Genomic DNA, 13,280 nt, shown 5'->3' on the forward strand with positions numbered 1-13,280 from the left:
TGAGGCACGTCGGTCGGTTGATCGCGGCGCTCGTCTTCGGGATCATGATCGTCCGCTGGTCACCGGTGCCGTACCGGTTCGGATGGGACGGCGCGATCGCGCGCCGGCTGCTCGGGTTCGGGCTGCCGCTGGCAGCGGCAAGCCTCGTCGTCTTCGCCTCCGGGTACGCCGATCAGATCGTCGTCGGGTCGGTGCTGGGCGCGCAGGCGCTCGGCTTCTACGTGCTCGCGTTCAACCTCGCTGCCTGGCCGGTGTCGATCTTCTCCCTGCCCCTGCGCGCGGTCGCACCGGCGGCGTTCTCCGCGATGAAGAGCGAGCCGCACCGCATGACTTCGAGCTTCACGCGTGTCCTCTCGATCCTGTCGTGCGTCGCCGTCCCGGCGTGCCTTGCGCTGAGCGGCGCAGCGGGCCCCGTCGTCGCCTTCGTCTACGGCGCGGACTGGATGCCGGCGGCCGAGCCCCTGGTCTGGCTCGCGGGATTGGCCACGCTCAGGATCTGGTTCGAGCTGTCGTACGACTACCTGGTGGTGGCTGGACGCTCGGGCAGGCTGCTCGCCATCCAGGCGGTCTCGTTCGTCGCCGCGCTCCCGCTCATGCTGCTCGTGGTCGAGCGGCTCGGTCCCTCAGGAGTAGCCGCCGCGCAGCTCTGCGTCGCGCTCGTGATCGCAGCACCGCTGTACCTCGCGAGCCTGTCGCGCATCGGCGTTCGCATCCGCGCCGTGCTCTCCGCGATCCTGATGCCGATCCTCGGCGGCGCGCTTGCGTGGGGCGCCGGCTGGCTCCTGAGCAGCGCAGTGGCGATGCCGTTCGCCGCGGCGTCTGCGGCAGGGCTCTTCGCCGTCGCGATGGCGGGGATCCTGTGCCTGCGCCATCGCGACGACCTCCGGCTCCTCCGCGCCGCGGCTCGGGGAGGGGCGGCGACGTGAGGATCCTCGTGTACCCCCACGACCTGAACATGGGAGGCAGCCAGACGAACGCGATCGAGCTTGCCGCCGCGATCGCCGAGCTCGGCCACGATTGCATCGTCTACGGGCGACGCGGTTCGCTCTGCGGTCGGATGGCGGACCTCGGGCTGGAGTTCATCGAGGCTCCGGAACCCGGGCGTCGTCCGTCCGTGCGCATCGCGCGCGACGTGCGACGGCTCGTCCGGGAACGGGGCATCGACATCGTGCACGGGTACGAGTGGCCCCCCGGGCTCGAGGCGGCGGCCGCGTGCGAGGGCGAGGCCGGCGCCGCCGCCGTCTGCACTGTGATGTCGATGGCCGTCGCCCCCTTCCTGCCCCGGTCGATGCCGCTGATCGTCGGGACGCAGCAGATCTCGGCGGTCGAGCAGGCCGCCGGGCGCAGCCGCGTCCACCTGCTCGAGCCGCCCGTCGACATCGACCACGAGGAGGCCGTGCCGGCGGACGGGGTGGCGCGCTTCAGGGAGCGCTGGGGGCTCGACGGCCTGCCCGTCGTCGCGGTGGTGAGCCGTCTGGTGCCGGAGCTCAAGGCGGAGGGGATCCTCACGGCGATCGCTGTCGCCGAGGCGCTCGACCGGTCGACGCCGTTCCAGCTCCTCATCGTCGGCGACGGCCGGGCGCGCGCCGCCATGGAGGAGTCGGCGGCCGAGGTGAACGCTCGGCTCGGGCGCGCCGCCGTCGTCTTCACCGGCGAGCTCGACGACCCGCGAGCGGCGTACGCGGCAGCCGACGTGGCACTCGGCATGGGCGGATCCGCGCTGCGCTCGCTCGCCTTCGCGAAGCCGCTCATCGTCCAGGGGGAGCGCGGCTACTTCCGCACGCTCACTCGGGACACCGCCGACGAGTTCCGGTGGCAGGGCTGGTACGGCGTCGGCAGCGGCACGAGCAGTGGCCCGGCCCGACTGGAGGACGAGCTCGTGCCGCTCCTGGCCGACGCGGACCGACGGGCGGAGCTCGGCGGGTTCGGGCGGCGCCTGGTCGAGGAGTTCTCGCTCGAGCGCGCCGCGAAGCTCCAGCTCGCGATCTACCGCGACGCCGCCGCGAACCGGTCGCAGCAGAAGCGGCAGTGGGGCGAAGCGGCTCGCTGCTTCGCGAGCCTCGCCGGCTACTACGCGGCGGAGGGTGTCGCCCGGCTGCGCAGCCGGCGGCGCACCGACGACTTCAACGCGGTGCCGGTGGCCGCTGCCGCACGAGCCGCGGCGCGGGTCGCTCCTGCCCCGTCGGCTGGGCCGATCCTGTGGTTCCCAGGCGTCGGCTGGGACACGCTCGCCGGCACCGACCGCCACCTCGCGATGGCGCTCGCCGAGCAGCGACCGATCGTCTGGGTGGACACGCCGCACTCCGCGCTGCGCGACCGCGGTCGCGGAGCTGCGCCCGTGTCGCATCCGCATCCGAACATCGTCCGCTTGCGAGCCGGGACGATCGGCGGGGTCCAGCGGCCACTGCTGCGAAGCCTCGCGAACCGACGCCGAGCGGATGCGGCGCGCCGGTACCTCGCGGCGCACGGGTTGCGCCCGAGCGCCGTGATCGCCTCGACCACCGCGCCGATGCTCGATCTCGTGCGCGACCTCCCCGGCCGCCGCGTCTACTACGCGACGGACGACTTCGTCGAGGCCGCGAGCATGTGGGGCGTGAGCCGGCGATATCTGAGCGAAGCCCGCGAGCGAAACCTGCGCAGCGCCGACCTCGTGCTCTCGGTCTCGCGCGAGCTCGGCCGGCACCTGCAGCGCGATGAGCGGCCGCCCGGCTGGCTGCCGAACGGCGCTGAGCTCTCGCGCTTCGATGCCATCGGCCGCGTCGAGCCGGCATCGACGGGCCTCACCGCTCCGATCGCCGGGGTCGTCGGGCAGTTCAATGCCCGGACCGACCTCGACTGCCTGCTCGCGGTCAGAGCCCGCGGGCTGGCACTGCTCCTCGTCGGGCCCCGCTGGTTCACCTCACGCGACGATGACGCTGCATTCGATCGCCTCCTCGCCGACCCCGGCGTGCGCTGGACCGGTGAGGTCCCGAGCGACGAGCTCGTCCCGCTCCTGCGGGCGATGGATGTGGGGCTCACCCCGTACCGCGACACGGTCTTCAACCGGCGGAGCTTCCCGCTGAAGACGGTCGAGTACCTCGCCGCCGGCGTGCCCGTGGTCACGACCGATGTCGCATCGCTCGAGGGGCTCGATCCTCGATGGGTCCGAAGCGCGGGCACGCCGCACGCGTTCGCGGAGCTCGCGGCCGTGGTCGCGGCCGAGCCGAGGGACCGTGCGGAGATCCGCCGAGCGGCCGCCCAACACGACTGGCGCGCGAGAGCAGCGGAGCTGCGAGCGCATCTCGACGCGTCCTGGGGCCAGGCAGGCGTGGCCTCGAGCGCGGGCTCATCCGCCTGTGCGGCCGCGAGGACGTCGTCTGCGACGACAGGAGAAGGGGTACGACCATGACCACGACACTCGACACCGTGCGCGACATCCTGATCGAGACGCTCGAGCTCTCGCACAGCCCAGCAGACCTCGATCGTGACACCGAGCTGTTCGGCGTGCTGCCCGAGCTCGACTCGCTCGGGGTCGTCGCGGTCGTCACCGAGCTGGAGGAGCGATTCGGGATCTCCATCGAGGACGAGGAGTTCCGCGCCGAGCTCTTCGAGAGCGTCGGTGCCCTCGCGGACTTCGTTGACATGAAGCGCGCCGGCGTGAGCCCATGACGGGATCAGCGCTCCGCCCGGGGTTCCTGGCGACCGTGGGTCGGTCCGAGGCGCCCTCCGCCGCGCCGCGCGAGGCGACGCTCACCGCGCACGGCGCCGTCGAGCTCGCGCTGTGGGGTCGGCCGGTGCTCCACGACAGGAGCGGCGATCGCCGGACGCTCGTGATCTCGCGACTCATGCGTCGCACCGACGGCACCGTCGCGAGTGACGAGGTGGTCGAGTCGATGTCAGCCGATCCCGCGGCGCTGCAGGATCTCCTGCCGCCGTTCGGTGCGGTGCAGGCTCGAGCGGGCGCCGTGCGGTTCACAGCGGACTGGATGGGGTTCGAGCACCTCTTCCTCTTCGAGCGCCCGGGACAGGCGATGGCGTCGACGTCGGCGCTGCTGATCGGACGGCTCGCGGAGGCTCCCTTCGACCACGCGGGCGTCGCGGTCCAGTCGCAGCTCGGCTGGCAGCTCGGTTCGATGACGATCCTCGAGGGGGTGCGCAAGCTGCCACCGGGGCATTCGGGGACCATGAGCGAGGACGGGATCGCGATCGACTCCGCCGATGGCGGCACGCACCGCTCCGTCGCGAGCGATGCCGTGGCCGAGGCCGCCGGCATCCTGCGACGCTCCCTGAACTCGCTCCTCGACGATCACCCCGACGCGGTGCTGCAGCTCACCGGCGGCATGGATTCCCGGCTCCTGCTGAGCGCGATCCACCCCGCTCGCCGTCGCGGCCTGCACGCGATGACCCTCGACGTCCCGGGGGCGGGGGACGTCGCGATCGCTCGCGCGCTCGCCGAGCGCTTCGGCATGGTGCACGACGTCCACGGGCTCGCCGACGTCGCAGACCTGACGCCCGAGGAGGCGTGGCACGCCTGCCGCGCGGAGGCGACGGTGCTCGACGGGATGTCGGATCCCGTGGCGCTCGCCGCCCAGCGCATCGCCGAGCGCGCATTCACGCAAGGGGTGCGGATCTCGGGTCTGGGCGGCGAAGTCGCTCGCGGGTTCTACTACGTCGGCCGAGTGCGCGACCGCCCGTACGAGCGCCGGGATGCGGCGCGCCTCGCGAGCTGGCGGATGTTCGTGAACGAGGCGGTCGAGCCGGGACTGCTCACGGAGGACTTCGCGCGATGGGCGCGCGAGCGCGCGATCGACGAGGTCTACGCGGCACTGCGAGACGGCGGCGACGAGTGGTTCCGAGCCACCGATGACCTCTACCTGCGCCACCGGATGCAGCGGTGGGCGGGAGCGACCGACATCGCGGTGAGCGATCTGCGCGTCGTCATCAACCCCATGCTCGACCCCGCGTTCCTCCGGATCGTCTCGCGAGTGCATCCCCGTGACAAGGCCGACGCGAAGTTCTTGGCCCGACTGCAGATGGACCTCGATCCCGAGCTCGGCCGGCTTCCGCTCGACGGACGTCCTGCGCCGGCGACGTTCGCTCGACCGACCGCGTGGAGCGGAGCCGCGAACGCCTACCGCAGCGGCAGGCGCTTCGCGAGCAAGGCGTCGCAGCGGCTCCGGCGCGGCAACCGACCGCCGGCCGGAGGCGAGGTGCTCGCCGCCAAGGTCGTCGAGCACTGGCGCGCGCATCCAGGGCTCCTCGACTCCCTCGCGCATGCGCCGTTCCTCTCTCAAGCATGGCTGTCGTCGGTGCTGGAGGGCGAGCGCGATCCGCGGCCGAGCGCCGTCGCCCTGCTCACCAATCTCGCGGTCGCGGGGGAGCGGGTTCGCTGATGTCGGGTTGCGCGAGGGCCAGGGCGGCGACGTGATCGACCTTGCCGTTGCCCAGTCGGGGCAGCTGACGGACGGGCACGAGCCTCTCGGGCAAGATGTCAGGTCGCAGCAGTCCGGCGAGGTCGCGCTTGACGGCGGCCGTGCCCTCCTCCTGCAGTTCGACGAGGCTGACGAGCTCGCCCGATCGGGTCACCACCGTGAACGAGACGATGCCGTGCGCCTCGCGGAGCACGGCGTCGATCGCGTCGAGGTCGGCGAAGCTCCCGTTGCGCTTCACACGGCGTCCCGCTCGGCCGAGGCAGTAGAGATCGTCGCCGACGCGGGCCCCGACGTCACCGGTGAGCACGGCGTCCGCGCTCTGCCAGCTCGGGTACTCGCCCGGCTCTCCGAACCGGTAGCCCTGCGGCAGGTGCGGCGATCGGATGCGCAGCATCTGCATGTCGTCCTCGACGGTGAGCTCCGTGCGCCACTCGCCCACGGCCCCGCGACCGATCGGCACGCTCCCGTGGAGGTCGCGGAGCTCATCCGTCGCGGACAGCCGGGCGGCGCTCGCGAAGCCGGTCGTCTCGCTCGTGCCGTAGGTGTTGACGATCAGGGGAATCCCCGCGCCGAACAGTTGAGCGACGTGCGCGGCCTGGAACCGATCGCCCCCGGAGCCCCACACGCGCAGGACGTGACCGGGAGACTGCTCAGCGGCCGCGAGGTCGGCGAATCTCGGCGCAAGCCGCATGTGCGTCGCCCGGGCGCGAGCGGCGAAGCGGAGCGGCCGGAGCCGATCGCCGAGCGAGCTCGAGACGCGCAAGCCGGCGCCGGAAGTGAGCGCGAGGAGCAGGTTGGTCATCGCCATGTCGTATGCGGGATGCGAGATCTCGCCCCAGCAGCCGGTCGCGTCGAGCTCGAGCGCCTCCGCTCCGGGTCCGGCGAACGCGGCGATCGCCGACCACGTCGAGAGCACGGCCTTCGGTGCGCCGCCCGTCGATCCGGAGGACATGGCGAGATACCCCGGCGCGTCCGGCGAGCCGTCGTCGCTGCGTCCCGTCGTGCGGACGCCTGCCTCATCCACGACCACGTGCGGAGCGAGAGCGGCGAGGATCGCCTCACGGCGCTCCAGCGGCGCCGACGGATCGAGGAAGCAGATCGTGTAGTCGCCCAGGATGGCGGCGACGAGCTGGGTGACGGCATCGACGGACACGGGCAGGCAGACAGCGACGACTGGATGTGCCCGACCGCTCTCGCGCGTGACGCGCGCCACGATCGTCTCAGCGGCCGCGATCACGTCGCGGTCGCTGAGCAGCCCCCTCGCGTCGCCCACTCCGGCGTCGCGCCCGGCAGAGCGCCGAGCCGCGAGGACCATGTCACCGAGTGCATCCACGCGAAGTCCCCCATGCGTCGCAGTCCGACGGGATCGCCGCACAGGAGTCCCGCACAGGGCGATGTGGCAAGGATCCTATCCGCGGCCCCACCGAGAGAGGCAACCGATGGACGTCGAGCTCGCTCCCATCACCGATGACGACATCACGGACGTCTCGCGCTTCATGCACGACCACCACAACAGAGGCGTCGCGCCCGAGCGGTGGTCCCGCGCGCTGCGAACGCGATGGTCGGCGTCCGCGCCGCACCACGGCTATCTGCTCCGCGCGGATGGCCGCATCGTCGGCGCCTATCTCGCGTACTTCTCGGATCGGGAGATCGACGGCCGGATCGAGCGCTTCTGCAACCTCGGCGCCTGGTGCGTGCTCGAGCCGCATCGCGCGCAGGGTCTGCGGCTGCTGATGGCGCTCCTGCGCATGCGCGGGTACCACTTCACGGACCTCTCGCCGAGCGGCAGCGTCATCGCCCTGAACCGAGCGCTGAAGTTCGCCGAGCTCGACACGACGACCTCGATCATGGTCAACCTGCCGTGGCGCTCCGCGCGCCGCGACGTGCGGATCTCGAGCGACCCGGCCGTGGTGCGGGCGACGCTCTCGGGAGCCGAGCGGCAGATCTACGCGGACCACGAGGAGGCGGCCGCAGCGCGGCACCTCGTCGTCATGGCCGGCGACGAGCACTGCTACGTGATCTTCCGACGCGACCAGCGGAAGCGCATCCGCGCCTTCGCGTCGATCCTGTACGTCGGGAACGCCGACCTCTTCCGGGTCGCCGCCCGCCAGGTCGGCGGGCACCTCCTGCTGCACCACGGGATCGCGGCGACCCTCATGGAGCAGCACGTGATCGGCGATCGCCCGCGCTGGGCCGTCGCCCTCGAGCGAGCGAGGCCGAAGATGTTCAAGAGCAGCACGCTGCCCGCAGATCGGATCGACTACCTCTACAGCGAGCTGGTGGGGTTGGAATGGTGAGGACGACAGTGAGCTATCGGCCCGAGTTCGAGACCGCTGACGGCGGTCTGCTCATCGGCGGCATCCCCGTCGATCGGCTCGCGCAGCGCGTGGGCAGCACCCCCTTCTTCGCGTACGATCGCGGCCGCCTCAGCGCGCGGGTGGCGCAGCTGCGGGCGGCGCTCCCGCCGGATCTCGAGCTGAGCTATGCGGTGAAGGCGAATCCGATGCCGGCGGTCGTCCAGCACTTGAGTGGCATCGTCGACGCGCTCGATGTCGCGTCGGGGGCCGAGCTCCGGCTCGCGCTCGACACCCCCATGCCGTCCGGCAGCATCAGCTTCGCCGGGCCCGGGAAGTCCATGACCGAGCTCACGCAAGCGGTCGCCTCCGGTGTGATCATCGAGCTCGAGTCCGAGACGGAGGCGCGGCGCGCCATCAAGATCGGGGAGCGCATCGGGCTCCGTCCTCGAGTTGCCATCCGAGTCAATCCCGACTTCACGGTCAAGGGATCCGGCATGCGGATGGGCGGGGGCGCGCAGCAGTTCGGCGTCGATGCCGAAGCGGTGCCGGCGCTGCTCCGCGAGCTGGAGGCGGCGGACGTCGACCTCGTGGGCTTCCACGTGTTCGCCGGGTCGCAGAACCTGTTCACGGAGATCCTGCTCGAGGCGCAGGAGAGGACGGTCGATCTCCTCCTGCGGCTCGCAGACGCGACCTCCGCTCCCGTGGAATACCTCAACATGGGCGGGGGCTTGGGCATCCCCTACTATGCCCAGGACCGGCCGCTCGATCTCGACGCGGTGGGCCGGAACGTGCACCGCTTGATGCGCGAGCGGATCCGGCCGGTCCTGCCCGACGCGCACGTCGTGCTCGAGCTGGGCCGCTACATCGTGGGAGAGTGCGGCGTGTACGTGACGCGCGTCGTCGACCGCAAGGTCTCGCGTGGCAAGACGTTCCTCGTGGTGGACGGTGGGATGCACCACCAGATGGCGGCGTCGGGCAACTTCGGCCAGGTCATCCGGCGCAACTACCCGATGGCGGTCGGCGACCGGCTCGATGCGACCGAGGAGGACGCCGAGACGGTCCAGGTCGTCGGTTGCCTGTGCACGCCGCTCGATCTGCTCGGCGACGGCGTGACGCTGCCTCGCGCCGACGTCGACGACCTGCTCGTGCTCTTCCAAGCCGGCGCCTACGGGCTGACCGCGAGCCCGACGGCCTTCTTGAGCCACCCGGCCCCGGTCGAGGTGCTCGTGTGAGCGCGCCGGTTCAGCGAGGGAGGATGCTGTCGCCCGCGCCGAGCTGCGGCGGCCGGAGGGCTGGCCGCAGCAGCGCGCGGAGCGTCGACCACGACCGGCCGTGCCCCAGGACCGCGCGGCGGAGCTCGGCGAGCACCGTCAAGCCGAAGTAGATGCCCGCACGGGTCGTCCCGGTACGGCGGCGGTACAGCCGCACCCGGTTGATCTGCTGCATCGTGTAGGTGGTGGCGCTCTCGCCGGAGCCGCCGCCGATGTGCATGGCTCCGGCCTGCGGGGTGTACACCGTCGCCCATCCGGCGTCCTTCGCGCGCAGGCAGAAGTCGGTCTCCTCGGAATAGAGGAAGTACGACTCGTCGAGCCCGCCCACTGCGTCATAGCAGCGCCGGTCGACGAGCAGGATCGCGCCGACGGCCCATTCGACCTCATGCTCGGTCTCGTAATCGCGCGGGTCCTCTATCCGCTCGGCGAAGGCAGCGAGCCCGGTGAAGCTGAGGCCGCCGACGCGCCCCATCGTGGGACCGCGCCGGAGCGTCGGCGACAGCGAACCATCCGCCTCGCGCACGCGCGGAGCGACGATGCCCGCGCCCCGCCGGTCCAGGACCTCGAGCATGACGCGACCCGCGGCTGGGTCGAGCTCCGCATCGGGGTTCAGGATGAGGATCGTCCGGGCCTCCGGGGATGCCCGCACGGCGCGGTTCATCCCCGCCGCGTACCCGTCGTTCACCGACTCCACGACGATGCAGTCGGTGCGCGCGCGGAGCAGCTCGAGCGTGTCGTCGCTCGAGCCGTTGTCGACGACGACGACCGAGTAGCTGAGCTCGCCCATCGCTGCGGGGATGCTCTCGAGGAGCGCGGCGACGTGGTCGCTGCTGTTGTAGGTGACGATGACGATCGCCACGTCCACGGACATGGTCATGCTCCTCCCGGCAGGAACGGCGCCGACTTGCTGTGCTGGATGCGGCGGAGGGCTCCGGCCAGGCCGAGCACGAGGAACAGCGTGCCCATCGACATGGGGAACGCGAACGCGTCGAACATGAACAAGCAGGAGAATCCAGCGCACAGCGACGCGGTGAGAGCCAGGGCGAGGTCTCGGGAGGACGCCGTGGGCAGGTCGCGCCGCAGCCGCAGCGTCGTGACGACGGCGGTGCAGCCGACGGCGATGAAGGCGAGCGTGCCCATGATGCCGACCGTCACGAGCAGCAGCAGGTACTGGTTGTCGAAGATCTGGTACTTCGGGAGGAACGTGCCGAGGCCTCGCCCGAAGAACGGGTGCTGCGCGAAGAACTGCAGCGCGATGGAGACGCTCTCGGTGCGCGAGGCGATGCTGGGGTCGTTGCCCGCGCCGGTGAAGAGCCCGATGACCGCGTTCGCGAATCGCGGAGCGACGACGAATGCCGCGATCAGAGCTCCTGCCGAGACGGCGATGGCCCCCAGCCGCTGCGCGCGGCTCCACCCGACCATGCACACCAGGAGCGCGGCGAGTGCGCCCAGGTATGCGGAGCGCGAGGAGGTCAGCGGGATGATGGCGCACACGGCGACCGCGGGCAGCCAGCGGACGATCGTGCTGCGGTGGGTGTGGTGGAAGCCGACGTGGAGCGCGAGCGGGAGCACCATCGTCAAGACCACGCCGTACTCGATCGGGTGGATCGAAGTGCCCGCGGGACGGGGGAAGCCGCCGCGCGTGGCGAGGCCGTAGGGCGGCGTGCTGCTCAGCCCGGGGATCATCAGCTGATCGACCCAGAGCTCGCGTGTCACGAGCTGCACGAGTCCGAGCGCAGCGATGAGGCCGCCGCAGACCGCGAGCCTCCAGACGAGCGTGTCGAGCCGGTCGTGGTCGTGGACGCCGTCGTGCGTGAGCAGCAGCGTGCCGGACCAGGACGCCAGCGCGATGAGCGCGACATCGGCCGGGCTCACCTCGTCGGCGCTGATGGGGCGCGACATCGCGAGCACGTACGAGATCCCGACGCACAGCAGCAGCAGCCCGAGCGCGATGCGGATGGGCTGGGGACCGAGATCGACGCGTCGCACGGCGGTGAGGAACAGGAAGCCCCACAGCAGCAGGCTGCACAGCCCGAAGATCGTCGATGGCGCTCCGGCGCTGCCGAGCGGGCCGACGACGAGGCGAGAGGGGATGAACAGGAGCAGGCCGATGTAGACCGACAGCCAGCCCACGGCGTCGACGCGCGCGACGCGGCGCTCGACCGCATGGCGCGCCTGGAGGGTCACGTCCCGACGCTCGACGCCGACGCGAGGCGCTCGCGGCTCGTCGGCTCGAGAGCCTCTGCCTCCCGCGTCCCTGCGCTCCTGCGGGTTCTCCTGGGCTCGGGGGGTCGTCCCCCGGGCCGCATCTCCCGGCGGCGCAGGAGGCCGTCGAGGGCGATCGTCGCGGTGCACGTGAGGGCGATGCCGAGGACGAGAGCGGCGATCATCACGCGGATCGTGCCGCTGAAGTCCGGCTCGGCGCGCTCGTCGACGGTGAGAGGCATGGAGGTGATGACGGCGTCCGCCGGCGCAGCCACTTGCGCCTGCAGGGTCGCGAGGCCCTCCGGGATGCGATCCAGCAGGAAGCCGAGGGTGTCGAGCGCGCGCTGGGGGTCTGCGTCGGTCACGTCGACGACGACCACCGGCCCTCGAGTGGATTCGTCGATGGCCACGAGGTACTCGGCTGTCGCGGACTGCCGCTCGACCTCTTCGGTCGCGGAGTCGCTGTTGAAGTAGGCGACCAGGATGCCGGCCGGCTGCTCGAGGCCGCTGAGCGACAGCAACGGGTTGCCGCCTTCTCCTACGGCGGTGTCCGACGGGAGGAGCAGCACGAGTGCTCGCGCGCTGTATTCGGGCGGCGTCGAGACGTATGCGCCGACGGTCAGGGCTGCCGTGAGGACCGCGCCGAGCACGACGAAGTACCATCGGCGCACCAGCGCACGGATCACATCCAGCACCAAGGGCTGTCCTCTCGCCGTGGATGGCGCCTCGTCAGCGAGGCGCAGGCTCGCCAGTAGTCTAGGGCCAGGGGTGCGCATGACTGTGTGGGAACTGCTGAAGGCGCTGGTGCGCAACTGGCCGATCGTCATCATCGGCGCCCTCGTGACCACGGGCACGGGCTTGGCGGCCGCCACCGCGGACGGCGTCTACTTCACCCGCACGGAGCTCATGTTCCTCGCGCCGACGAGCACGGCCAATCCCAATGCGCTGCGGACGCAGTCGGAGGATCTCATCATCACGGCGGGCCTGGTCGCCAAGCGCGTCACGGGACCCGACGCGCCCACGAAGTTCGCCTCCCCGGACGTGACCCTCGTCGGCCTCGGGATGCGGGAGGGCTGGTCGCTCCGCGTTCCCGACATCGGCGGTCAATGGGCGAGCAACTTCGCGACGCAGCGCTTGTTCCTCGACGTCGTCGCGCCCTCGGAGCAAGCGGTCCAGCAGCAGCAGCGCGCGATCATCGACGAGGTCACCCACGAGCTGGATGCCCTGCAGCGGGAGTGGGGGGTCGACCCGGTGAACACCGTCAGTGTGATCGCCGCGCCCGAGTCCACCGTGATCCACTACGTGGACGGGAACCGGTCGCGCGCGCTCGCGATGACGGCGCTCCTCGGTCTGGGCGCGACCGTCGCGGTCGTCGTCCTCCGCGAGTACGTGGCGCGACGCGGTCGAGACGACATCCACTGACAGGACGGGACCCCGGCCAGGCGGCCGGGGTCCCGTCGAGCGATGGCTCCTCGTCAGTTCGCCGAAGGCGCGACCGCGCCGTCCTCCCAGAGGTTGTTCGACCAGACGTTGCCTGGTGCGGCGGCGTCGAAGGCCACGATCGGCCCCCAGATCCCGCACTTGCCGCTCGGACCGCGCATGAAGACGTTGTTGGTGAAGCGGATGTTGTTCACGCCTTCCGAGAACGGCTTGCCCGGGGTCGAGCCACCGTAGGCGCAGAAGCCCATCGAGCCGTCGGGGCCACCGTCGATCAGGTTGCCGTCGATGATGTTGTTCTGCACGACGCCGAAGTCGCCGTAGCCGGTCAGGGCGGCGGAGCAACCGGCGTCCGGCAGCACCGGAGCGGCCTCGCACGTGATCGTGTTGTTGCGGATCGTGCTGTTCGCGCCCATCCGGATCGCGGAGGCGTGGTCGATGCCGCGGTGGTCGGTGTACTGCCCGTGCAGGTAGGAGTCCTGGACCGTGCAGTCGGCCGCGCAGTTCACCGAGCGGTTCCCCCCGGTCACCTCGACGCGCGTGAGGACGAAGTTCGAGTCGCCCACGCCGGTCCCCGTGACGGGAGGCATGTGGACCTCGCTGTCGATCATGGCGAACGAGGCGCTGCTCGAGGCGCTGTGGATGGTGCCGTTGATGAC

Annotated in this window: 12 protein-coding genes; 7 read left to right on the plus strand and 5 right to left on the minus strand. The window is 71.2% G+C overall.

What is annotated here, in order from left to right:
- From L332_RS21055 to L332_RS21065, 4 genes are all read left to right on the plus strand, one after another.
- The coding region (locus L332_RS21055; RefSeq protein ID WP_041203922.1) for an oligosaccharide flippase family protein at positions 1-926 on the plus strand (926 nt) is incomplete at its 5' end.
- Positions 923-3,388, plus strand: coding sequence for a glycosyltransferase (locus tag L332_RS29795; RefSeq protein WP_081646073.1), 2,466 nt, complete (start codon positions 923-925; stop codon positions 3,386-3,388). The genes L332_RS21055 and L332_RS29795, both read left to right, overlap by 4 nt.
- Entirely contained in the window at positions 3,385-3,648 is a 264-nt protein-coding gene (locus L332_RS21060) for an acyl carrier protein (protein WP_021010252.1), read from the plus strand. The genes L332_RS29795 and L332_RS21060 overlap by 4 nt, the downstream gene beginning before the upstream one ends.
- Positions 3,645-5,372, plus strand: a complete 1,728-nt coding sequence (locus tag L332_RS21065) for an asparagine synthase-related protein (RefSeq protein WP_144061034.1) — start codon at positions 3,645-3,647, stop codon at positions 5,370-5,372. The genes L332_RS21060 and L332_RS21065 overlap by 4 nt, the downstream gene beginning before the upstream one ends.
- Here the strand turns inward: L332_RS21065 and L332_RS21070 are convergent.
- Positions 5,335-6,726 (minus strand): AMP-binding protein, encoded by a 1,392-nt coding sequence (locus tag L332_RS21070; protein WP_021010254.1) that lies wholly within the window; start codon positions 6,724-6,726, stop codon positions 5,335-5,337. The genes L332_RS21065 and L332_RS21070 overlap by 38 nt on opposite strands.
- A 124-nt stretch (positions 6,727-6,850) precedes the next feature.
- Here L332_RS21070 and L332_RS21075 point away from each other — a divergent pair, with 124 nt between their 5' ends.
- Both L332_RS21075 and L332_RS21080 read left to right on the plus strand, forming a co-directional pair.
- Positions 6,851-7,708, plus strand: coding sequence for a hypothetical protein (locus L332_RS21075; protein WP_021010255.1), 858 nt, complete (start codon positions 6,851-6,853; stop codon positions 7,706-7,708).
- A gap of 8 nt (positions 7,709-7,716) precedes the next feature.
- Entirely contained in the window at positions 7,717-8,940 is a 1,224-nt protein-coding gene (locus L332_RS21080) for a pyridoxal-dependent decarboxylase, exosortase A system-associated (protein WP_021010256.1), read from the plus strand.
- Positions 8,941-8,950: 10 nt separating this feature from the next.
- Here the strand turns inward: L332_RS21080 and L332_RS21085 are convergent, their stop codons facing one another.
- From L332_RS21085 to L332_RS30725, 3 genes are read right to left on the minus strand one after another with little or no spacing between them, the layout of a single operon-like run.
- Positions 8,951-9,850, minus strand: a complete 900-nt coding sequence (locus L332_RS21085) for a glycosyltransferase family 2 protein (protein ID WP_021010257.1) — start codon at positions 9,848-9,850, stop codon at positions 8,951-8,953.
- Positions 9,851-9,852: 2 nt separating this feature from the next.
- Complete coding sequence (locus L332_RS21090) at positions 9,853-11,166, minus strand: O-antigen ligase family protein (protein ID WP_021010258.1); 1,314 nt, start codon at positions 11,164-11,166, stop codon at positions 9,853-9,855.
- Positions 11,163-12,014: a hypothetical protein gene (locus L332_RS30725; protein WP_235045071.1), complete on the minus strand. Its 852-nt coding sequence runs from the start codon at positions 12,012-12,014 to the stop codon at positions 11,163-11,165. Before L332_RS30725 ends, L332_RS21090 begins: the two co-directional genes overlap by 4 nt.
- Between L332_RS30725 and L332_RS21095 the strand changes: the two genes are divergently transcribed.
- Complete coding sequence (locus L332_RS21095) at positions 11,989-12,606, plus strand: hypothetical protein (protein ID WP_021010260.1); 618 nt, start codon at positions 11,989-11,991, stop codon at positions 12,604-12,606. The two genes, L332_RS30725 and L332_RS21095, sit on opposite strands and share 26 nt — an antisense overlap.
- A gap of 53 nt (positions 12,607-12,659) precedes the next feature.
- Here the strand turns inward: L332_RS21095 and L332_RS0115050 are convergent.
- Positions 12,660-13,280 (minus strand): right-handed parallel beta-helix repeat-containing protein (locus L332_RS0115050; protein WP_031223515.1); only part of this gene is annotated, 621 nt, incomplete at its 5' end.

Origin of the sequence: Agrococcus pavilionensis RW1, from assembly GCF_000400485.1 — a bacterium.
GTDB classification, from domain to species: Bacteria; Actinomycetota; Actinomycetes; order Actinomycetales; family Microbacteriaceae; genus Agrococcus; species Agrococcus pavilionensis.